We start from the raw sequence: 20,824 nt of genomic DNA on the forward strand, positions 1-20,824 counted from the left end.
GGATGCGCACTATACTCGGATAGGTTTGTGATGCAACCCCTTTTTCACATAAATCATGATTTTGTATGCAAATTGAACGACATGGCTCTGTTTGGACTATTTTTTGCGCAAAATTTGCCAAAGGGTATGCGATTGCATTTCATTAGCCCTGGCGGTTTGTTATCTTCATCACGCGGAAATGGGCAACTTAAAGACGAGATATAATGAAAGGACGTTGGGCGAAGTATCTGATGGCGGGCGCAATGGTAGCGATTCTTGCGGCCTGTTCTTCCAAACCGACCGATCGCGGTCAACAGTATAAAGACGGGAAGTTATCCCAGCCTTTCTCTTTAGTTAATCAGCCTGATGCCGTCGGCGCACCGATTAATGCCGGTGATTTCTCCGAGCAGGTCTACCAGATCCGCACCGCGTCGCCGCGTCTGTATGGTACCCAGAGTAGCGTGTATAACGCGGTCCAGGACTGGCTGAAAGCAGGCGGCGATACGCGCAACATGCGCCAGTTTGGTATCGACGCCTGGCAGATGGAAGGGGCCGACAACTACGGCAACGTCCAGTTTACCGGCTACTACACCCCGGTTATCCAGGCACGGCACTCGCGTCAGGGCGAGTTCCAGTATCCTATCTACCGTATGCCGCCAAAACGCGGTCGTCTGCCGTCTCGCGCTGAGATCTACGCCGGTGCGCTAAGCGAAAACTACGTTCTGGCCTACAGCAATTCCCTGATGGATAACTTCATCATGGACGTTCAGGGCAGCGGCTACATTGATTTTGGCGACGGGTCGCCGCTTAACTTCTTCAGCTATTCCGGGAAAAACGGCCACGCCTATCGCAGTATCGGTAAGGTGCTGATCGACCGCGGCGAAGTGAAGAAAGAAGATATGTCGATGCAGGCGATCCGCGAGTGGGGCGAGAAACACAGCGAAGCCGAGGTGCGCGAGCTGCTGGAGCAGAACCCGTCGTTCGTCTTCTTCAAACCGCAAAACTTCGCGCCGGTGAAAGGGGCCAGCGCGGTTCCGCTGATTGGCCGCGCGTCGGTAGCATCGGATCGTTCGATTATTCCTGCAGGCACCACGCTGCTGGCTGAAGTCCCTGTGCTGGACAATAACGGCAAGTTCAACGGTCAGTATGAGCTGCGTCTGATGGTGGCGCTGGACGTCGGCGGGGCAATTAAAGGCCAGCACTTCGACATCTATCAGGGTATTGGCCCTGACGCAGGCCATCGCGCGGGCTGGTATAACCACTACGGACGCGTGTGGGTACTGAAGGCGGCGCCGGGTGCTGGAAACGTATTCAGCGGCTGATTGTGGTATTCTGAGCACAATACGGATTACTGTTCAGGGTGAGGAAAACCTCACCCTTTTTACATCTGAGGTTTTATGTCTGTGGTAATCAGCGACGCCTGGCGCCAGCGTTTTGGCGGGACGGCACGTTTATATGGTGAAAAAGCCCTGCAGCTGTTTGCGGATGCGCACGTTTGCGTCGTGGGCATTGGTGGTGTGGGGTCGTGGGCGGCAGAAGCGCTGGCGAGAACCGGTATTGGCGCAATCACGCTGATTGACATGGATGACGTTTGCGTCACCAACACTAACCGTCAAATCCATGCGCTGCGTGATAGCGTCGGCCTGGCAAAATCCGAGGTGATGGCGGAGCGTATTCGTCTCATCAACCCGGAGTGCCGCGTGACGGTGATCGACGACTTTGTGACGGCAGATAACGTCGCGGAGTACATGAGCAAAGGCTACAGCTATGTGATTGACGCCATCGACAGCGTGCGGCCAAAAGCGGCGTTGATCGCATACTGCCGTCGCTACAAGGTGCCGCTGGTCACCACCGGCGGTGCGGGCGGGCAAATCGATCCGACGCAGATCCAGGTGGCCGATCTGGCGAAAACGATCCAGGATCCGCTGGCGGCCAAGCTGCGTGAGCGCCTGAAGAGCGATTTTAACGTGGTGAAGAACAGCAAAGGCAAGCTCGGCGTCGACTGCGTGTTCTCGACGGAAGCGCTGGTCTACCCGCAGGCGGATGGTTCAGTCTGCGCGATGAAAAGCACGGCGGAAGGGCCAAAACGAATGGACTGCGCCACAGGTTTTGGAGCGGCCACCATGGTGACCGCCTCCTTCGGCTTTGTGGCGGTGTCTCACGCCCTCAAGAAAATGATGGCGAAGGCGGAACGTCAGGCCTGAGCCTGGCGTGCGGCATCCAGTACCGCGTCGCTGAGCGCGATCAACCCCTGACCGCGCGAGGCGCTGAGCTGCGCGCGCAGCCCAAGCTCATCAAATAACGCCAGCGGCGAATGTGCCAGCAATTCCGCCGCGCTTTTCCCTTCCACAGCGGTCAGCAATACGGCCAGCAGGCCCCGGACGATGCGGCCTTCGCTGTCGCCGAAGAAGTGCAGCTTCTCGCCGGAGACGCTCACGCCCAGCCAGACGCGGTTTTCACAGCCTGCGATCTCTTTCGCCTGCGCTTTAAGATCGTCTGAAAGGGCAGGGAGCTGTTTACCCAGCAGGATCAGCTGTCGATATTTATCTTCCCACTGCTGGAGCGGGGCGAAGGTCTGTTTTAAGGTCTCTTCTGTGATGACGGTGCCAAACGGATGTCCGGCTAAAGCAGCGCTAGTCATTAATCCACCAGTATTTCAAGGGCGCGGTCAACGGCGGCAACCAGCGCGTCGACATCGCTTTGGGTATTATACGGCGCAAACGAGGCGCGCAGCGTACCGTTAACGCCAAGCGCCGCCAGCAGCGGCTGGGCGCAGTGCTGTCCGGCACGCAGGGCAATGCCGTACCCGGCCAGCAGCGTCACCATGTCGCTATGGTGAACGCCCGCAAAATCAAAGGCGAGCAGGCTTGAATCCTGAACGCGGAACGAGCGGAAACCCGGGCGCTTTTTGAGTTCTTCCTCTGCCAGCGTCGCCAGCCCCCGGCTCCAGCTTTCAGCCTGAACGATGTCTGTTTCTGCCAGCCACTCCAGCGCCGCGCTTAAGCCAATCACACCCGCAACGTTCGGCGTACCGGCCTCCAGGCGATAGGGAACATCCTGAGTTTTGAAGCCATCGAACGACACTTCGGTGATCATTTTACCGCCACCCAGCCACGGCGTCATTTTTGCCAGCAGTTCTGGCTTGCCGTACAACGCCCCAATACCGGTTGGCCCGTAGAGCTTATGTCCTGAGAAGGCATAGAAGTCGATATCAAGCGCCTGCACATCAGCGGGGAAGTGCACCACGCCCTGAGCGCCGTCGACCATCACCACCATCCCGCTGGCATGGGCAATGCGAATGGCCTGAGCGAGGTCCGGGCAACCACCCGTAACGTTCGACATCTGTCCGAGCGCCAGAATGCGGCTGCGGGGGGTAATCAGTTCGGGGAGACGGGCCACGTCGGGCAGAAGGTCTGCACCCAGTGGAAGCTTCACCACGCGTGCGCCCGTCTGCTCGGCCACCATCAGCCACGGCACCATGTTGGCGTGATGTTCCGCCTCGCTGACGACGATCTCATCGCCCGGCTGAAGCAGCGGGCGCGCGTAGCACTGGGCCACCATATTGATGGCTTCGGTGGTGCCGCGCGTCCAGACGATGTTTTTCCCGCTTTCGGCATTGATCAGGCGCGCGACCTGATCGCGTGCGGCTTCGTAGCGCGCGGTTAATCGCTGGGCTTCGGCAAACTGGCTGCGATGCACGTTCCCGGCGCTCAGGCTGTAGAACTGCTGCGTGGCTTCAATCACCGCCTGTGGCTTAAGGGCGGTCGCGGCGCTATCCAGGTAAATACCGGCATCGGCCAGGGCCGGAAACTGTGCGCGGAACTGCGCAGGACTGAAAGCGTTCATGGGATTCCTCATTTCAATATAGCGATCGTCGCGCAATTTCAGCGGCAGGGCAAGGAGGTTGATATCTATCAGAATTGTCTGCTTATCCTTACGACCTCAAAAAAGCAGGTTATGCTAAATAGTGTTAGGCGGATGTTTTAGCCTGTTATAAATCGAGGTTTGAATAGCATTAATTGCTAAAGGAGAATAATCATGAATAAGACAGCTGCAATCATTTCTGCCTGTGCGTTTACTTTTGCCCTGAGCGCGTGTTCTGGTAACAACTACGTGATGCACACCAACGATGGTCGTTCTATCGTTTCGGAAGGGAAACCGACTACCGATAATGATACCGGGATGATTTCGTACAAAGATGCTAACGGGAACAAGCAGCAGATCAACCGCACGGACGTGAAAGAGATGAAAGAGATCGAGCATTAACGGATCGCAGGCGAAAAAAAAGCACCGCAAATTGGCGGTGCTACATTAATCACTATGGACAGACAGGGTAAATGTACAGGAAGTGAAAAATTGGTAGCGTTGCTACCGTGGTCTGAATCGCAGACCAATTGCAAACACAACAACACAACATCACAACCGTAAGCCAAAAGCCCTTCAGAACACGCATTCCGAAAAAAGCTCTTCGTTCCGGCTCAGGAAGTGCCGCCACTATAGGTATTTGCTGGTAGTTCCTCAACGGACAAATTATAATGGCTCAGATAAAAAAAACTAATAGGTTAAACGTTGTTTCCTGTTTGTTAAAATCCGTTAACATCTAAGCCAGATAACCATGTCAAAGCGATTGCCACCCCTTAATGCATTACGTGTTTTTGATGCAGCAGCACGTCACCTGAGCTTCACCCGCGCAGCAGATGAGCTTTTTGTGACACAGGCCGCAGTAAGTCACCAAATCAAGTCTCTTGAGGATTTTCTGGGCCTTAAGCTGTTTCGTCGACGCAACCGTTCGTTGCTGTTGACCGAAGAGGGACAGAGCTATTTTCAGGATATTAAAGAGATTTTTTCGCAGCTTACGGAAGCCACGCGAAAGCTGCAGGCTCGCAGTGCAAAAGGTGCTCTGACCGTCAGTTTATTGCCCAGTTTTGCCATTCATTGGCTGGTGCCAAGACTCTCAAGCTTTAACTCAGCTTATCCGGGGATTGATGTTCGAATCCAGGCAGTAGATCGTCAGGAGGACAAGCTCGCCGATGACGTAGATGTCGCCATTTTTTATGGTCGCGGTAACTGGCCGGGCTTGCGCGTTGAAAAATTATACGCAGAATATCTCCTGCCGGTCTGTTCTCCTCTGCTGTTAACGGGTGAGAAGGCGTTGAAGTCACCCGCTGACTTGGCTCAGCATACGCTTTTGCATGATGCCTCTCGCCGCGACTGGCAAACTTATACCCGTCAATTAGGTCTTACACATATTAACGTGCAACAGGGACCCATTTTTAGCCACAGTGCGATGGTGTTACAGGCTGCCATTCACGGGCAGGGCGTGGCGTTGGCGAACAACGTCATGGCGCAGTCCGAAATTGAGGCAGGCCGCCTGGTTTGCCCTTTTAATGATGTACTGGTCAGCAAGAATGCGTTTTATCTGGTTTGTCATGACAGTCAGGCAGAACTGGGTAAAATAGCCGCCTTCCGGCAGTGGATACTGGCGAAAGCGGTAACCGAGCAAGAAAAATTCCGCTTCAGGTATGAACAATAACGTTTGTGTGCCGGGCACGCATCAACTCAGGACTTAAACATGACCAGCCGATTCATGCTGATTTTTGCCGCGGTGAGTGGCTTTATTTTTGTTGCACTGGGCGCCTTTGGCGCACATGTATTAAGCAAGTCTTTAGGCGCAGTAGAGATGGGCTGGATCCAGACCGGCCTTGAATATCAGGCGTTCCACACGCTGGCTATTTTTGGGCTGGCGGTGGCGATGCAGCGTCGTATCAGTATCTGGTTTTACTGGAGCAGCGTGTTTATGGCGCTGGGTACCGTGTTGTTTAGCGGTAGCCTGTACTGCCTTGCGCTCTCACATCTGCGCCTGTGGGCGTTCGTTACACCTGTCGGCGGCTTCAGCTTCCTGGCGGGTTGGGTATTAATGTTTATCGGAGCTATCCGTCTGAAACGCAAGGGCGTTGTTCATGAATAAGGTTGTTTTATATTGTCGCCCGGGGTTTGAGAAAGAGTGCGCCGCGGAAATTACCGATAAAGCGGCGAAGCGCGAAGTCTTCGGCTTTGCCCGTGTAAAAGAAAACGCGGGCTATGTGGTATTCGAGTGCTATCAGCCTGAAGACGCGGACAAGCTGGCGCGCGAGCTGCCGTTCAGCTCGCTGATCTTTGCTCGCCAGATGTTTGTCGCGGGTGAGCTGCTGAAGGATCTTCCGCCGGAAGACCGCATCACGCCTATTGTCGGCATGCTGCAGGGCGTGGTGGAGAAGGGCGGCGATCTGCGCGTTGAAGTGGCGGATACCAACGAAAGTAAAGAGCTGATGAAGTTCTGCCGTAAGTTCACCGTGCCGCTGCGTGCGGCGCTGCGTGATGCGGGCGTGCTGACGAACTACGAAACGCCGAAGCGTCCGGTGGTGCATATCTTCTTTATCGCACCGGGCTGCTGCTATACAGGCTATTCGTACACCACCAACAACTCTCCCTTCTTTATGGGTATTCCGCGTTTGCGCTTCCCGTCCGATGCGCCAAGCCGTTCCACGCTTAAGCTGGAAGAGGCGTTCCACGTTTTTATCCCGGCAGATGAGTGGGATGAGCGTCTGGCAAACGGCATGTACGCCGTCGACCTTGGCGCGTGCCCGGGCGGCTGGACCTATCAGCTGGTGAAACGCAATATGTGGGTATCGTCCGTTGATAACGGTCCAATGGCGCAAAGCCTGATGGACACCGGGCAGGTTACCTGGCTGCGTGAAGACGGATTCCGCTATCGCCCGAACCGTAACAACATCTCGTGGATGGTGTGCGATATGGTTGAGAAGCCGGCAAAAGTCGCCGCGCTGATGGCCTCCTGGCTGGTCAACGGCTGGTGTCGTGAGACCATTTTCAACCTCAAGCTGCCGATGAAAAAGCGCTATGAGGAAGTGTCGCAAAACCTGGCCTACATTCAGGAGCAGATGGATGAACACGGAATTAACGTGGAGATCCAGGCGCGTCAGCTGTATCACGACCGTGAAGAGGTGACGGTGCATATTCGTCGCTGGTGGGCTGCGGTCGGCGGACGTCGCGACGAGCGATAGTCCGCTGATTGCCCCTCACCCGGCCCTCTCCCCAAAGGGGCTAGGGGGAAAAGACTGCACCGAGCAGTTCCCTCTCCCCCATGGGGAGAGGGTTAGGGTGAGGGGATATTAACGTTCTAACCGCAGCTGCTGTAAATTCCCGTCCAGCTGTAAATCCGTCTGTAGCGTTGCGATCTCCCGGCAGATAAACGCCATCTCTTTATGCGCCTCCAGCTTCTTGCGCCACTTTTCCGGTACCTCATCCAGACGGGCGTAAATCCCTTCCAGACTCTGAAAATCGGTCAGCAGCTGCGCGGCGCTCTTTGGCCCAATACCGGCGACACCCGGAACTTTAGAACTGCTGATGCCTGCCAGCCCCCAGTAGTCCGGCAGCTGCTCGGGCGAGACGCCGAACTCGCTGGCAATAAACGGCGCGTCCAGCCAGCGTTTTTGAAAATAGTCGCGAATGCGGATAGTCGGGGAGAGCAGCTGGCAGTAGCCTTTGTCAGTTGAAACGATAGTGGCCTGATGTCCGGCGCTTGCCACCTTTACGGCCAGGGTGGCCGCGAGATCGTCTGCTTCATTTCCCTGTGCACCCCAGCAGGGAACGCCCCGCTGTTCAAATGCAGCGCGCAGCATGGGCAATTCAGCGTGAAGATCGTCCGGCATCGGGGCGCGTCCGGCTTTGTAGTCGGGCAGACGCTGGTGTCGCCAGCCCGTGTTGCGGGCTTCGTCATCAAATACCGCGACCGCATGGGTGGGCTCACTGTGGCGGATAAGCTGTTCCAGCGCGTGCAGACAGGTGTCTTTACAAGGCGTCCCCTGTACCGCATGGATACGGCGGATCAGGTTAAGAGCATCGACGATAAGTAAATGAACGGCCACAGATAATCTCCCTTCTATCTCATGCGTAAAGGGTAACACTGTCAGCAGCGTGAAACTATGAATGGTGGGGAAAACAGGAAGAAGCCTCGCAAAACGAGGCTTCCTGAGGGGGTTAATCGCAGGTCACGATCTTCATCGCCAGGCCGCCGCGAGAGGTTTCGCGATATTTGGCGTTCATATCTTTACCGGTTTCGTACATGGTTTCGATAACCTTATCGAGACAGACGCGCGGCTCGCTGGTGCGGCGTAGCGCCATACGTGCCGCGTTCACCGCCTTCACGGAGGCAATCGCGTTACGTTCGATGCACGGTACCTGTACCTGTCCGGCAACCGGGTCACAGGTCAGTCCCAGGTTATGTTCCATGCCGATTTCCGCAGCAATGCACACCTGTGTCGGGCTTGCACCCAGCAGTTCGGCCAGACCCGCCGCCGCCATGGAGCACGCCACGCCGACTTCACCCTGACAGCCCACTTCCGCACCGGAAATAGACGCGTTCATCTTATACAGCGAACCAATCGCACTGGCGACCAGCAGGTAGCGCGCCAGCGAGTTCGCGTTCACTTCACGGATAAACTTGTCGTAGTACGCCAGCACCGCCGGAACGATACCGCAGGCGCCGTTAGTCGGCGCGGTGACCACGCGGCCCCCTGCGGCGTTCTCTTCGTTTACCGCCAGGGCGAACATGTTGATCCAGTCTACAACGGCCATCGGGTCCGTCGTCGTTTTGTCGGTGCTCACCAGCATACGGCGCAGCGCAGCAGCGCGACGCGGCACGCGAAGCTTGCCCGGCAGAACGCCTTCGGTGGTGATCCCGCGCTCAATACCGCCGCGCATCACTTCCCAGACGTTAGCGAAGTGCTGTTCGAGCTCTTCTTTACTGTGAAGTGCCAGCTCGTTTTTCATCATCAGGCCGGAGAGAGAAAGGCCCGTCTCCTGACAGTGACGCTGAAGATCCGCCGCCGTTTTGTACGGATACGGCACTTCGACAGAAGAGGTATTGGTTTGACCAAAGTGGTCTTCGTCGACGATAAAGCCGCCGCCGATAGAGTAATACGTCTGGCTGTATACCGCTTTGTCGCCAGCCAGCGCGGTAATGCGCATGCCGTTTTCGTGCAGCGACAGGTTGTCCGCATGGAAATTCATGCAGTGGTCAACCGGGAATTCAACCTCATGCTCACCGTTCGCCAGCAGCAGGCGACCGTGGGTGTTCACATCCTGGATGAAGCCAGGGATCGCATCAATATCAACGGTATCCGGCAGGTTTCCCGCCAGGCCCATGATAATGGCGATATCGGTATGGTGGCCTTTCCCGGTCAGGGAAAGCGAGCCGTATACATCGACAACCACGCGGGTAACGTCATGCAAGATGCCGCGTGCAATCAAGTCATCCGTGAACTGCTTACCGGCTTTCATTGGTCCGACGGTGTGAGAGCTGGAAGGACCAATACCGATTTTGAAGATATCGAATACGCTAATCATGATGCGTCCATTGCTTTCAGTCAGAGAGGGAGGAGTGCGCCGTCCTAAGACGGCGCGGGTGATAATCAGAACATGGTGTACAGGGAGTAGAAGATCGCAGAGATTGCGATAAGACCCATGATAACCACAAAGACGTTGCTCACATGACCGCTGTACTTGCGCATAGCAGGGACTTTCTGAATCGCGTACATCGGCATCAGGAACAGAATCATCGCGATGACCGGGCCGCCCAGGGTTTCAATCATGCCCAGGATGCTTGGGTTCAGCGTTGCTACCGCCCAGGTGGTGAGCAGCATGAACAGTGCAGTGATTTTGTTCAGCTTGTTGATTTCAATGCTCTTGCCTTTACCGCGCAGAGATTTAATCACCATACCGTTGAAGCCTTCACGCGCGCCGAGGTAGTGGCCCAGGAAGGATTTTGTGATGGCGATAATCGCGATGATAGGTGCCATCCACGCAATGACCGGTGCGTTAAAGTGGTTCGCCAGGTAAGACAGAATAGAGATGTTCTGCTCTTTCGCTGCCGCCAGATCCGCCGGGGAGAGGCTCAGTACGCAGCTGAAGACGAAGAACATAACGGTCAGTACCATCATGATGTGAGCGCGCGCCAGGATGCTTGAGCACTTCTTCTCTGCGCCATTACCGTACTCTTCACGTTTCGCCACGGCGAAAGAGGAGATGATTGGGGAGTGGTTGAAGGAGAACACCATCACCGGAATTGCCAGCCAGAGGGTCATCAGCAGGCCGTTACCGGTTGCCGATGCGCTGCTCAGGGACAGGGTTTCCAGCGCTGCGCCGTTCCACTGTGGGATCAGGTAGAAAGCCAGTACCATCAGAGCAATAACGAACGGGAAGACCAGTACGCTCATTGCTTTCACAATCATCTGCTCACCGAAGCGAACGATGGTCATCATGCCCACGATCAGGATCAGAGACAGAATCGCACGCGGCGGCGGCGTCATGTGCAGCTGGTGCATCATGAAGCTTTCAACGGTGTTGGTGATCGCCACGCTGTAGACCAGCAGAATAGGGTAAATCGCGAAGAAGTAGAGCAGGGTAATCAGTTTACCTGCGCCAACGCCGAAATGTTCTTCAACAACTTCAGTGATGTCTTCGCCCGGGTTTTTACCGGACAGCACGAAGCGGGTCAGACCGCGGTGTGCGAAGAAGGTCATCGGGAAAGCAATGATAGCCATGATGATCAGCGGAATCAGACCGCCGACGCCTGCGTTGATAGGAAGGAACAGTACACCAGCGCCGATTGCTGTGCCGTAAAGGCCAAGCATCCACATGGTATCCGTTTTGCGCCAACCACTTCGGGATTCAATCGAAGCAACGGTGCTGGTTTGAGTGGTTTCCATCTGTATCTCCTGGAGGAAGCGAATTGTCAGGTTTTTAGTCAAATCCGATGAAAAAGTGCCTGACGGTAATATGAAATTCGTTCAGTGACGGTTTTTTAATAATTTTCGCCCGTAACTATTGGCGGGCGGAAAGATACATTCTAGTTATGAATCTATCAGTGATCCTGATCCCAAATGCAATAATCCACTTATGATGTGGGCATCTTTAGACCATTTATCTGTTAAAAAAACGTCAAAGAGAATTTACGGGCGCGAAGGCTACCACCAACGACATGTGAGCTGAAAGACTGGCCCGTGATATAGGTGTCTTTAGCTGTAAAGAAATGGGTTTTTAGTATTTTCTTGCAGGTAATTTGGATTAAGGCTGATAATTTACGGTTGAGAAAACCAGGTAATCGTTTGCGTTCGCGCTTAGTTTGTAAAAGACATAAGTGATGCGCATGAATTACCTCGGTAATAAAAAAGCCGGGACGCGCAACAGGGCGACCCGGCTTTGAACAGATGCTGCTGAGCGCTATGTGCAGATTTCGTAGCAAGGAATATAGGCTGAGCCCGGCAGCTTCATGCGGTGCTGAGCGACAAAGCCCTGCAGCATGTCGTCCATGCGGCGCATCATCTCCGGATCGCCGTGGATCTTGTACGGACCGTACTGTTCAATGGCGCGGATGCCCATCTCTTTGACGTTGCCCGCCACAATCCCGGAGAAAGCACGACGCAGATCGGCCGCCAGAACTTCCACCGGCTGGTCCGGGTAGAGTTTCAGGTTCGCCATATTTTCATGCGTTGGCTCGAACGGGATCTGCAGGTCCGGCGCGATACGGATTGACCAGTTAAAGCTGTACGCATCGCCGGTATCGCGACGGTTTTCTTTTACCAGCGGCATCGCTTTTTTCATCTGGCGAGCCACTTCCGCGGCATCGTCAATGATAATGCGATAGTGACGACGCGCGGCTTCGCCCAGCGTGTGCACGATAAACTCGTCCAGCACGCGGAAGTAGTCGGCGCTCTCTTTTGGCCCGGTCAGGATCAGCGGCAGAACCTGATCTTTGTTGGCCGGGTTCATCAGAATACCCAGCAGGTAGAGCAGCTCTTCCGCTGTCCCCACGCCGCCCGGGAAGATGATAATGCCGTGGGCGATACGGACAAACGCTTCAAGACGTTTCTCGATATCCGGCATGATAATCAGCTCGTTAACCAGCGGGTTAGGCGGCTCAGCGGCGATGATTGACGGCTCGGTCATGCCGATAAACCGTCCCTCTTTGTAACGCTGCTGCGCGTGTCCCACTGCGGCACCTTTCATTGGCGCTTCCATCGCACCCGGACCGCAGCCGGTACAGATATTCAGCTCGCGCAGGCCGAGCTGGGTTCCCACCCGACGCGCATAAAGGTATTCGGTTTCGTTAATAGAGTGGCCGCCCCAGCAGACGACCATGTTCGGCGCTTCGCCAACGTGCAGGGCACGGGCGTTACGCAAAATGGAGAACACCAGGTTGGTGATATGGACCGAGCTTTCCAGGTCGAGATGCTGGAAACGGCCTGCGTTGTGGATCTGCCCGTTAACAAACAGGATGTCACGCAGCACGGCAAACAGGTTAGCCTGAAGTGAACGAATGATGCGCCCGTCGACAAAGGCCTCTTCCGGCGGGTTAATGACTTCAAGCTTCACGCCACGCTCGCGGCGCAGCACGTTGATATCAAAGCTTTCGAAGCGGGACAGCAGTTCTTTACTGTTATCTGTCAGGCTTCCGGAGTTCAGTACGGCAAGTGAACAGTTACGAAACAGTTGATAAAGATCGCTGCTGGCCGTGCGCTTAAGCATGTCCACTTCCAGCTGCGACAACATATCCATTGAGCCAAGCGGGCTAATATGTGTAATCAAGTGAGCTCCTTACGGGACGATTATCGTCTTTCCCTGTTGATTACAATAGCCCTGGCGCGTGACGTTTCACAACCTAAAGCGCGGAAGATACCGCGCATATTGTGAAAATATTTATATTATTGACGCACCAGCCGTCCCGTTGTCGGCACAAAATCGGTGTTGGTGCGCCATGGGTTGATGTCCAGACCGCCGCGGCGGGTGTAGCGCGCGTAAACGCTCAGTTTTTCTGGCTGGCAGAAACGCTGAATATCGCTAAAGATACGCTCCACGCACTGCTCGTGGAATTCGTTGTGATGGCGGAACGACACCAGGTAACGCAGCAATTTTTCCCGGTCGATTTTCGGGCCGCGGTACTGGATCTGCACCGAGCCCCAGTCCGGCTGGTGGGTGATCAGGCAGTTGGATTTCAGCAGGTGGCTGACCAGCGTCTCTTCGACCACTTTGCCGCTCGCCGCGTTTTCGAGGTAGTCCGCGCTGAATTCGTAATTCTCCACCTCGATATCCTGATCGTCGATGCAGCTGCCGGTGAAGTGGGCGACCGGCTGGCCTTCCAGCTCGTGCAGGCGATACAGTGAGACGCTCACCTTTCCCTGCGCGCAGGCGCTTAAATCACGTTCCAGGGTATGCTGAACGTCGTCCCAGCTGTTGAATTTTGTCTGGTTAAAACTGTTGAGATAAAGCTTAAAGCTTTTGGACTCGACGAGATTTACGCTGGCATAGTCCAGCTCCACGTGGCCCACCGCCACCTGCGGCAGGCCGCGCGCGTTGAGCCACGAGAGCTCGTACAGCGTCCAGATGTCACCGCCGACAAACGGCAAGGCATCTGCATGCAGGCCCAGAGGATCGCGATTCAGGCTGCGCGGCACGCCCTGCAGCAGGCTTGCATCGTAGGTATCGCGGTAATCGGTCGATTTACCCAGCGTTAAGCCGGTTAACGCCTGATGATTTTCGTAAGACATGTTTCATAGCCACTTTACAGGTACACTTATGGCCTGAGTTTATCCTGTCTGACAAGAAGAGAGAAATCGGTGGACATCGAAACTGCAAATGCCCTCACTACCTTCACGACCCGCTATTGCAACGCATGGCATGAAAAGCACCAGACATGGCCGCAAAGTGCTGATTTGTTTGGCGTACCCTCGCCGTGCATTATCTCTTCAGTCGACGATCATGTTATCTGGCAGCCAAAACCTTTCGACGGCGAGCAAAATGTAAATGCGGTTGAACGGGCAATGGACATTGTGGTACAACCAGCGGTTCATGCGTTGTATACCACGCAGTTCGCAGGGGATATGCCCGCGCGCTTTGCTGATATCACGCTGACGCTGTTGCAGACCTGGAGCGAAGACGATCTGCAGCGTGTTCAGGAAAACCTGATTGGTCATCTGGTTACGCAAAAACGCCTTAAGCTTTCTCCGACGCTTTTTATTGCCACGCTGGACAGCGAACTGGATGTGTTATCCGTCTGTAACCTGTCAGGTGAAGTGGTTAAAGAGACTATCGGCACCCGCAATCGCGAGACTCTCGCCCCCTCTCTTGCGGATTTCCTCACCCGACTTGAGCCCCTTCTGTAATCCATGCTGCTACAGCGCGTGTGAGAGATCTCTTACAAGGTTTGTGAGAGATCGCTGGAACATTCAGTATTACCTCATTAAATTCAGATTAATATCACTCTATTTTTCAACAGATTAGTTGTTCATCCTATTATTTTTAGGGAGCCTGTGCGTCTTACAACTCCGGCTGAGTGGGTTGTAAGACGAAGCGGAATAGCGGATTCTATCTCCGTCGACAGGACGCCGACACGAGAAACGAACATCAGGATGATGGCGTTTCTCACACAGGACTCGTCAGGATGGCGCTGCAGGAAGGCTTCAGGATGAAGCGAAGTGGATAACGCAGGATGCGTAAGGGACACCTCCAGGAAGGAGAACGAGAGCCGGTCAGGATGGTCGGTGGGTCAGGAAGGCCAGGACGTTTCGGGATGAAACAAACGCGTCAGGAAGATGTGTGCAGGATGCATTGGCTTACGGATGACCAGGCCTTCGGGCTTCAGGAAAAGTTGTCACGGATGAGCAGGGAGCACGAATTGTAGCTGGAATGCTGCGAAACGAACCGGGAGCACTGTTTTTACAGTGCTCCCTTTTTTTATTTCTGCCTTCCGCAATGCTATGCTGCGCGCCGTTCACTTTTTCAGTTGAGGTTACTATGACGCAACACGATAGCGTTCGTGCTCAGTTGCACGCCATCGAAGCCCTTTTGCGCCAACATCAGCTGTGGCAGGAGACCGCGCCGCAGCCAGAAGCGTTCGCGAGCACTCAGCCCTTCTGCCTGGATACGCTGGCCCCGTTTGAATGGCTGCAGTGGGTGTTAATTCCGCGCATGCACGCCCTGCTTGAGGGCGGTCACCCGCTTCCGCAGGCGTTTGCTGTCTCTCCCTACTATGAAATGGCGCTCGAGACGACTCACCCTGCGCGCGACGTGATGCTGGTCGAACTGGAAAAACTGGATGCCCTGTTTGCCGGTGAAGATGCATGACGCTTGAGATCCTCTATCAGGACGAGTGGCTGGTGGCGGTAAATAAACCGTCAGGCTGGCTGGTACACCGCAGCTGGCTCGATCGCGATGAGAAAGTGGTGGTGATGCAGACCGTTCGCGATCAGATTGGTCAGCATGTTTTTACCGCCCATCGTCTCGACAGGCCGACCTCCGGCGTGCTGCTGATGGGGCTTTCCAGCGAGGCGGGGCGTCTGCTGTCACAGCAGTTTGAACAGCATCAGATGCAAAAGCGCTATCACGCGATCGTGCGCGGCTGGCTGACGGAAGCCGCCACGCTGGATTATCCGCTGGTAGAGGAGCTGGACAAAATCGCCGATAAATTTGCCCGCGATGACAAAGGTCCTCAGCCCGCGGTGACGGATTATCGCGGCATGGCGACGACCGAAATGCCGGTTGCAACCAGCAAATTTCCGACCACACGCTACAGCCTGGTTGAGCTTCTGCCTAAAACCGGGCGTAAGCACCAGCTGCGACGCCATCTTGCGCACCTGCGCCATCCGATTATTGGCGACAGCAAACACGGTGATTTGCGCCAGAACCGCAGTGCGGCCGAACACTTTGGCTGCCATCGTCTGATGCTGCACGCCAGCGAGCTGAGCCTGACGCACCCGTTTACCGGCGAGCCGCTGACTATCCGTGCGGGGCTGGACGACGTCTGGATGCAGGCGCTGTCACAGTTTGGCTGGCTGGGACAACTCCCCGAAAATGAAAGGGTTGAGTTTGTATCGGGCAACGTTCAGGATGAACGGTAAACGCATTCATTATGGGAAAATATCATGGCTGAAGTAGGCATTTTTGTCGGCACAATGTACGGCAACTCGCTGCTGGTAGCGGAAGAGGCTGAGGCAATACTCGCCAGCCAGGGCCATAAAGCCACGGTCTATGAAGACCCGGAACTGGCAGACTGGGAAAAGTATAAAGATAAATACATTCTGGTGGTGACCTCCACCACCGGGCAGGGCGATCTGCCGGACAGCATCGTGCCGCTGTTCCAGGACATTAAAGACCAGCTTGGCTATCAGCCGGACGTGCACTACGGCATCATTGCTCTGGGCGACAGTTCTTACGCCAACTTCTGCGGCGGCGGCAAGCAGTTCGATGCGCTCCTGCAGGAACAAAGCGCCCAGCGCGTCGGCGAGATGCTGCTGATTGATGCCGGGGAGCATCCGGAGCCAGAAAGCGAATCAAACCCATGGGTCGAGCACTGGGCAACTCTCCTTAAATAGTTATGTAGGCCGGGTAAGGCGTAGCCGCCACCCGGCGATACACCCCGCTCCAAACGCCAATTCCGTGAACCACCTTCCATTCCCCTGGGCTTATGCCATAAACAACCTCTCATACACCCTTTAATACTGTGTTTCTGCACGGTGAGGTGATGAGGCACTCCTTCATATACTTTTCCGGTCACTATAAAACGGCGTCAGGCCGTACCAAAACGACAAAACACCAATCTCATTCTGATTACCCTACCGGTGCTGTACAGAATGAACCAGGCGAAAGCTATGTTTCAGGAGTGCAACAATGAGTACATTAAGCCACGCAGCGAGCAGCGCTGAAAAGCGCACCAACGCCCGCTACTGGATAGTGGTGATGCTGTTTATCGTCACATCCTTTAACTATGGTGACCGCGCCACGCTGTCGATTGCCGGTTCGGAAATGGCAAAAGATATCGGCCTTGATCCGGTGGGCATGGGTTACGTTTTCTCCGCATTCTCATGGGCCTACGTCATCGGGCAAATTCCTGGCGGCTGGCTGCTGGACCGTTTTGGATCTAAACGCGTCTATTTCTGGTCCATCTTTATCTGGTCGATGTTTACCCTGTTGCAGGGTTTCGTCGATATCTTCAGCGGCTTCGGCATTATCGTGGCGCTCTTTACGCTGCGCTTCCTGGTAGGCTTAGCGGAAGCACCTTCCTTCCCGGGGAACAGCCGCATTGTCGCTGCCTGGTTCCCGGCGCAGGAGAGGGGAACGGCGGTGGCGATTTTCAACTCCGCACAGTACTTCGCAACGGTGATCTTCGCACCAATCATGGGCTGGCTGACGCATGAGGTGGGCTGGTCGCACGTCTTCTTCTTCATGGGGGGGCTTGGGATCGTCATCAGCTTCGTCTGGCTGAAAGTGATCCACGAACCCAACCAGCATCCTGGCGTGAACAAAAAAGAGCTGGAGTACATCGCGGAAGGCGGAGCGCTGATCAACATGGATCAGAAATCCGCAAAAGCAAAAGTCCCGTTCAGCCAGAAATGGGCGCAGATCAAGCAGCTCGTCGGCTCGCGCATGATGATCGGCATCTATCTGGGCCAGTACTGTATTAACGCCTTAACCTACTTCTTCATCACCTGGTTCCCGGTGTACCTGGTGCAGGCTCGCGGCATGTCGATTCTGAAAGCGGGATTTGTCGCGTCGGTTCCGGCAATCTGCGGCTTCGTCGGTGGCGTGCTCGGCGGAGTGATTTCCGACTGGCTGATGCGCCGGACCGGCTCGCTGAACATTGCGCGTAAGACCCCGATTGTGCTCGGCATGCTGCTCTCCATGACCATGGTGTTCTGTAACTACGTCAACGCCGAATGGATGATTATCGGCTTTATGGCGATGGCCTTCTTCGGCAAAGGCATTGGCGCGCTGGGCTGGGCGGTGATGGCGGATACGGCACCGAAAGAGATCAGCGGCCTGAGCGGCGGTCTGTTCAACATGTTCGGCAACATCTCCGGGATTGTTACGCCCATCGCTATCGGCTACATCGTTGGCACCACCGGCTCTTTCAACGGTGCGTTGATCTATGTTGGGGTGCATGCGCTGGTGGCGGTGCTGAGTTACCTGGTGCTGGTAGGGGATATCAAACGCGTCGAACTTAAACCTGTTGCGGAGCGTGGATGATGACAACGCAATCGAGCCCAACCGTTACGGAGATGAAGGTTATTCCGGTGGCCGGACAGGACAGCATGCTGCTCAACATTGGCGGTGCGCATAGCGCCTGGTTTACCCGTAATATCGTCGTGCTGAAAGACAGCGCAGGGAATACCGGCGTGGGCGAAGCCCCGGGCGGAGAGGTGATTTACCAGACGCTGGTCGATGCCATTCCGCAGGTGGTGGGCCAGGAGGTCGCCCGTCTGAACAAGATGGTTCAGCGGGTGCATAAGGGCAATCAGTCGGCGGACTTTGACACGTTCGGTAAAGGTGCCTGGACGTTTGAACTGCGCGTCAACGCGGTCGCCGCGCTGGAGGCCGCCCTGCTCGACTTACTGGGTAAGGCGCTCAATGTTCCGGTTTGCGAGCTGCTGGGGCCCGGCAAACAGCGCGATGCGGTTACCGTGCTGGGCTATCTGTTCTACGTGGGCGATCGCAATAAGACCGATCTCCCTTATCTGGCTCGATCCTCGGGCGATCACGACTGGTATCGCCTGCGCCACCGGGAAGCGCTCTCCAGCGACGCGGTGGTGCGGCTGGCCGAGGCGGCGCAGGATCGCTACGGCTTTAAGGATTTCAAGCTGAAGGGCGGCGTGCTGCCCGGCGAGCAGGAGATTGAAACGGCCCGGGCGCTGAAAAAACGCTTTGCGGATGCGCGGATCACCGTCGATCCCAACGGCGCATGGCTGCTGGATGAAGCCATTAGCCTGTGCAAAGGGCTGGGGGATGTCCTGACCTATGCGGAAGATCCCTGCGGCGCGGAGCAGGGCTTCTCGGGCCGTGAAGTTATGGCCGAGTTTCGTCGCGCCACCGGGCTGCCTGTCGCGACCAATATGATAGCCACCAACTGGCGTGAAATGGGTCATGCGGTGATGCTGAACGCCGTCGACATACCGCTGGCGGACCCTCACTTCTGGACGCTTTCAGGTGCAGTGCGCGTGGCGCAGCTCTGCGATGACTGGGGGCTGACCTGGGGCTGTCACTCGAACAACCACTTTGATATTTCGCTGGCGATGTTTACCCACGTTGGCGCGGCGGCGCCGGGTAACCCGACCGCCATCGACACCCACTGGATTTGGCAGGAAGGGGAAGCCCGCCTGACGAAAAATCCGCTGGAAATCATCAACGGCAAGATCGCCGTACCGGATGCGCCGGGGTTGGGCGTGGAGATTGACTGGGATCAGATCCATAAAGCCCATGAGGCGTATAAAAAGCTACCGGGCGGCGCGCGTAACGACGCGGGCCCGATGCAGTACCTTATCCCCGGCTGGACATTTGACCGTAAGCGCCCTGTTTTTGGACGTCACTGATAAAAGGATTACACGATGAGCACTTTTTCTACCCCTGTAGTCACCGCCATGCAGATCGTTCCGGTTGCGGGCCATGACAGCATGCTGATGAACCTGAGCGGCGCGCATGCGCCATTCTTCACCCGCAATATTGTCATTATCAAAGACAATTCCGGCCATACGGGCGTGGGCGAAATTCCGGGCGGGGAGAAGATCCGCCAGACGCTGGAAGATGCCATTCCGCTGGTGGTGGGCAAAACGCTGGGCGAGTACAAAAATATCCTCAACACCGTGCGCAATACCTTTGCCGATCGCGATGCCGGAGGGCGTGGCCTGCAGACCTTCGATCTGCGCACCACCATTCACGTGGTGACCGGGATTGAATCCGCGATGCTGGATCTGCTGGGTCAGCATCTGGGCGTTAACGTTGCCTCGCTGTTGGGCGAGGGGCAGCAGCGCAGCGAAGTGGAAATGCTGGGCTATCTGTTCTTTGTCGGCGACCGCAGGCTGACGCCATTGCCTTATCAGAGCCAGCCGGATGAACAATGCGACTGGTATCGACTTCGCCACGACGAGGCGATGACCCCGGATGCGGTGGTGCGCCTGGCGGAAGCCGCGTACGAAAAATATGGCTTTAATGATTTCAAACTGAAGGGCGGCGTTCTGGCCGGTGAGGAAGAGGCGGAAGCCGTCGCCGCGCTGGCAAAACGTTTCCCGCAGGCGCGCGTGACGCTGGATCCGAACGGCGCGTGGTCGCTTGATGAAGCGATCAAAATTGGTAAGCAGCTGAAAGGCGTGCTGGCGTATGCGGAAGATCCGTGTGGGGCTGAACAGGGCTTCTCTGGCCGTGAAGTCATGGCGGAATTCCGTCGCGCCACGGGGCTGCCGACCGCGACCAATATGATTGCCACCGACTGGCGTCAGATGGGGCACACCCTGTCATTGCACTCCGTCGATATTCCGCTGGCGGACCCGCACTTCTGGACGATGCAGGGGTCGGTGCGCGTGGCGCAAATGTGCCACGAGTTTGGCCTGACCTGGGGCTCGCACTCTAATAACCACTTCGACGTGTCGCTGGCGATGTTCACGCACGTTGCCGCCGCCGCGCCGGGCACGATTACCGCTATCGACACGCACTGGATCTGGCAGGAAGGTAATCAGCGTCTGACTAAGCGGCCGTTTGAGATCATAGGTGGCATGGTGCAGGTGCCTTCCACGCCGGGGCTAGGGGTTGAGCTGGATATGGACCAGGTTATGAAAGCCCATGAGCTGTATCAAAAACACGGTCTGGGCGCGCGCGACGATGCGATGGCGATGCAGTTTCTGATCCCCGACTGGACATTCGACAATAAACGCCCGTGCATGGTACGATAAACGCATTGGGACCGCTCCCACAATCGGTCTTTTACGTGGTGTATGCTTAACGTAACGACTATGCGTAAGGATGG

20 protein-coding genes are annotated in these 20,824 nt (G+C 55.8%); 13 read left to right on the forward strand and 7 right to left on the reverse strand.

Annotated elements, in window-relative coordinates; genetic code table 11:
• Positions 1-203: 203 nt before the first annotated feature.
• Positions 204-1,301, forward strand: a complete 1,098-nt coding sequence (gene mltA, locus DEO48_RS06080; protein ID WP_109844638.1) for a murein transglycosylase A — start codon at positions 204-206, stop codon at positions 1,299-1,301.
• Positions 1,302-1,376: 75 nt separating this feature from the next.
• Positions 1,377-2,183, forward strand: a complete 807-nt coding sequence (gene tcdA, locus DEO48_RS06085; protein WP_109844639.1) for a tRNA cyclic N6-threonylcarbamoyladenosine(37) synthase TcdA — start codon at positions 1,377-1,379, stop codon at positions 2,181-2,183.
• Here the strand turns inward: tcdA and csdE are convergent.
• Both csdE and csdA read right to left on the reverse strand, forming a co-directional pair.
• Positions 2,174-2,620, reverse strand: coding sequence for a cysteine desulfurase sulfur acceptor subunit CsdE (csdE, locus tag DEO48_RS06090; RefSeq protein ID WP_023333259.1), 447 nt, complete (start codon positions 2,618-2,620; stop codon positions 2,174-2,176). The genes tcdA and csdE overlap by 10 nt on opposite strands.
• Positions 2,620-3,825 carry a cysteine desulfurase CsdA gene (csdA, locus tag DEO48_RS06095; RefSeq protein ID WP_109844640.1) on the reverse strand — a complete coding sequence of 402 codons (1,206 nt, stop codon included), beginning with the start codon at positions 3,823-3,825 and terminating at the stop codon, positions 2,620-2,622. The genes csdE and csdA overlap by 1 nt, the downstream gene beginning before the upstream one ends.
• Before the next feature lie 192 nt (positions 3,826-4,017).
• Here csdA and DEO48_RS06100 point away from each other — a divergent pair, with 192 nt between their 5' ends.
• From DEO48_RS06100 to rlmM, 4 genes are all read left to right on the forward strand, one after another.
• The gene (locus DEO48_RS06100) at positions 4,018-4,245 is read left to right on the forward strand and encodes a YgdI/YgdR family lipoprotein (protein WP_008499648.1); all 228 of its coding nucleotides are present in this window, start codon (positions 4,018-4,020) and stop codon (positions 4,243-4,245) included.
• Between the two features lie 349 nt (positions 4,246-4,594).
• Positions 4,595-5,512, forward strand: a complete 918-nt coding sequence (gene gcvA / locus DEO48_RS06105; protein ID WP_109844641.1) for a glycine cleavage system transcriptional regulator GcvA — start codon at positions 4,595-4,597, stop codon at positions 5,510-5,512.
• Between the two features lie 39 nt (positions 5,513-5,551).
• Positions 5,552-5,947, forward strand: a complete 396-nt coding sequence (locus DEO48_RS06110; protein WP_023309031.1) for a DUF423 domain-containing protein — start codon at positions 5,552-5,554, stop codon at positions 5,945-5,947.
• A complete protein-coding gene (gene rlmM / locus DEO48_RS06115) occupies positions 5,940-7,040 on the forward strand; it encodes a 23S rRNA (cytidine(2498)-2'-O)-methyltransferase RlmM (RefSeq protein ID WP_023309030.1) in 1,101 nt (366 codons plus the stop codon). The genes DEO48_RS06110 and rlmM overlap by 8 nt, the downstream gene beginning before the upstream one ends.
• 108 nt (positions 7,041-7,148) lie before the next feature.
• On the opposite strand, the gene xni is transcribed toward rlmM, so the two are convergent.
• From xni to queF, 5 genes are all read right to left on the reverse strand, one after another.
• Positions 7,149-7,904, reverse strand: coding sequence for a flap endonuclease Xni (gene xni / locus DEO48_RS06120; protein WP_021241892.1), 756 nt, complete (start codon positions 7,902-7,904; stop codon positions 7,149-7,151).
• Positions 7,905-8,016: 112 nt separating this feature from the next.
• Positions 8,017-9,384 carry an L-serine ammonia-lyase II gene (gene sdaB / locus DEO48_RS06125; RefSeq protein ID WP_045404159.1) on the reverse strand — a complete coding sequence of 456 codons (1,368 nt, stop codon included), beginning with the start codon at positions 9,382-9,384 and terminating at the stop codon, positions 8,017-8,019.
• Between the two features lie 65 nt (positions 9,385-9,449).
• Positions 9,450-10,745, reverse strand: coding sequence for an HAAAP family serine/threonine permease (locus tag DEO48_RS06130; RefSeq protein WP_059446901.1), 1,296 nt, complete (start codon positions 10,743-10,745; stop codon positions 9,450-9,452).
• Between the two features lie 514 nt (positions 10,746-11,259).
• Entirely contained in the window at positions 11,260-12,624 is a 1,365-nt protein-coding gene (ppnN, locus tag DEO48_RS06140; protein ID WP_023309027.1) for a nucleotide 5'-monophosphate nucleosidase PpnN, read from the reverse strand.
• A 116-nt stretch (positions 12,625-12,740) separates the two neighbouring features.
• A complete protein-coding gene (queF, locus tag DEO48_RS06145) occupies positions 12,741-13,583 on the reverse strand; it encodes an NADPH-dependent 7-cyano-7-deazaguanine reductase QueF (RefSeq protein WP_109844643.1) in 843 nt (280 codons plus the stop codon).
• A gap of 69 nt (positions 13,584-13,652) precedes the next feature.
• Here queF and syd point away from each other — a divergent pair, with 69 nt between their 5' ends.
• From syd to gudD, 7 genes are all read left to right on the forward strand, one after another.
• Positions 13,653-14,198: a SecY-interacting protein gene (gene syd / locus DEO48_RS06150; protein ID WP_109844644.1), complete on the forward strand. Its 546-nt coding sequence runs from the start codon at positions 13,653-13,655 to the stop codon at positions 14,196-14,198.
• Positions 14,199-14,829: 631 nt separating this feature from the next.
• Positions 14,830-15,159, forward strand: coding sequence for a YqcC family protein (locus DEO48_RS06155; RefSeq protein WP_033146428.1), 330 nt, complete (start codon positions 14,830-14,832; stop codon positions 15,157-15,159).
• Positions 15,156-15,932, forward strand: a complete 777-nt coding sequence (gene truC, locus DEO48_RS06160; RefSeq protein ID WP_023309023.1) for a tRNA pseudouridine(65) synthase TruC — start codon at positions 15,156-15,158, stop codon at positions 15,930-15,932. The genes DEO48_RS06155 and truC overlap by 4 nt, the downstream gene beginning before the upstream one ends.
• 24 nt (positions 15,933-15,956) lie before the next feature.
• Positions 15,957-16,406 (forward strand): flavodoxin, encoded by a 450-nt coding sequence (locus tag DEO48_RS06165; protein ID WP_109844645.1) that lies wholly within the window; start codon positions 15,957-15,959, stop codon positions 16,404-16,406.
• 295 nt (positions 16,407-16,701) lie between these two features.
• Positions 16,702-18,057 (forward strand): galactarate/glucarate/glycerate transporter GudP, encoded by a 1,356-nt coding sequence (gene gudP / locus DEO48_RS06175; RefSeq protein WP_023309021.1) that lies wholly within the window; start codon positions 16,702-16,704, stop codon positions 18,055-18,057.
• Positions 18,057-19,397, forward strand: a complete 1,341-nt coding sequence (locus DEO48_RS06180) for an enolase C-terminal domain-like protein (protein WP_109844654.1) — start codon at positions 18,057-18,059, stop codon at positions 19,395-19,397. The genes gudP and DEO48_RS06180 overlap by 1 nt, the downstream gene beginning before the upstream one ends.
• A gap of 15 nt (positions 19,398-19,412) precedes the next feature.
• Complete coding sequence (gene gudD / locus DEO48_RS06185; RefSeq protein WP_109844646.1) at positions 19,413-20,750, forward strand: glucarate dehydratase; 1,338 nt, start codon at positions 19,413-19,415, stop codon at positions 20,748-20,750.
• Positions 20,751-20,824 lie beyond the last annotated feature (74 nt).

This window comes from Enterobacter sp. CGMCC 5087 (assembly GCF_003144775.1).
In the GTDB taxonomy this organism is placed as follows: Bacteria; Pseudomonadota; Gammaproteobacteria; order Enterobacterales; family Enterobacteriaceae; genus Enterobacter; species Enterobacter cloacae_M.

What these genes read in the sequence shown, in the direction of transcription:
- mltA (WP_109844638.1), top strand. Translation starts at nt 204, where the DNA reads ATGAAAGGACGTTGGGCGAAGTATCTGATGGCGGGCGCAATGGTAGCG.
- tcdA (WP_109844639.1), top strand. Translation starts at nt 1,377, where the DNA reads ATGTCTGTGGTAATCAGCGACGCCTGGCGCCAGCGTTTTGGCGGGACG.
- csdE (WP_023333259.1), bottom strand. Translation starts at nt 2,620, where the DNA reads ATGACTAGCGCTGCTTTAGCCGGACATCCGTTTGGCACCGTCATCACA.
- csdA (WP_109844640.1), bottom strand. Translation starts at nt 3,825, where the DNA reads ATGAACGCTTTCAGTCCTGCGCAGTTCCGCGCACAGTTTCCGGCCCTG.
- DEO48_RS06100 (WP_008499648.1), top strand. Translation starts at nt 4,018, where the DNA reads ATGAATAAGACAGCTGCAATCATTTCTGCCTGTGCGTTTACTTTTGCC.
- gcvA (WP_109844641.1), top strand. Translation starts at nt 4,595, where the DNA reads ATGTCAAAGCGATTGCCACCCCTTAATGCATTACGTGTTTTTGATGCA.
- DEO48_RS06110 (WP_023309031.1), top strand. Translation starts at nt 5,552, where the DNA reads ATGACCAGCCGATTCATGCTGATTTTTGCCGCGGTGAGTGGCTTTATT.
- rlmM (WP_023309030.1), top strand. Translation starts at nt 5,940, where the DNA reads ATGAATAAGGTTGTTTTATATTGTCGCCCGGGGTTTGAGAAAGAGTGC.
- sdaB (WP_045404159.1), bottom strand. Translation starts at nt 9,384, where the DNA reads ATGATTAGCGTATTCGATATCTTCAAAATCGGTATTGGTCCTTCCAGC.
- DEO48_RS06130 (WP_059446901.1), bottom strand. Translation starts at nt 10,745, where the DNA reads ATGGAAACCACTCAAACCAGCACCGTTGCTTCGATTGAATCCCGAAGT.
- queF (WP_109844643.1), bottom strand. Translation starts at nt 13,583, where the DNA reads ATGTCTTACGAAAATCATCAGGCGTTAACCGGCTTAACGCTGGGTAAA.
- DEO48_RS06155 (WP_033146428.1), top strand. Translation starts at nt 14,830, where the DNA reads ATGACGCAACACGATAGCGTTCGTGCTCAGTTGCACGCCATCGAAGCC.
- truC (WP_023309023.1), top strand. Translation starts at nt 15,156, where the DNA reads ATGACGCTTGAGATCCTCTATCAGGACGAGTGGCTGGTGGCGGTAAAT.
- DEO48_RS06165 (WP_109844645.1), top strand. Translation starts at nt 15,957, where the DNA reads ATGGCTGAAGTAGGCATTTTTGTCGGCACAATGTACGGCAACTCGCTG.
- gudP (WP_023309021.1), top strand. Translation starts at nt 16,702, where the DNA reads ATGAGTACATTAAGCCACGCAGCGAGCAGCGCTGAAAAGCGCACCAAC.
- DEO48_RS06180 (WP_109844654.1), top strand. Translation starts at nt 18,057, where the DNA reads ATGACAACGCAATCGAGCCCAACCGTTACGGAGATGAAGGTTATTCCG.
- gudD (WP_109844646.1), top strand. Translation starts at nt 19,413, where the DNA reads ATGAGCACTTTTTCTACCCCTGTAGTCACCGCCATGCAGATCGTTCCG.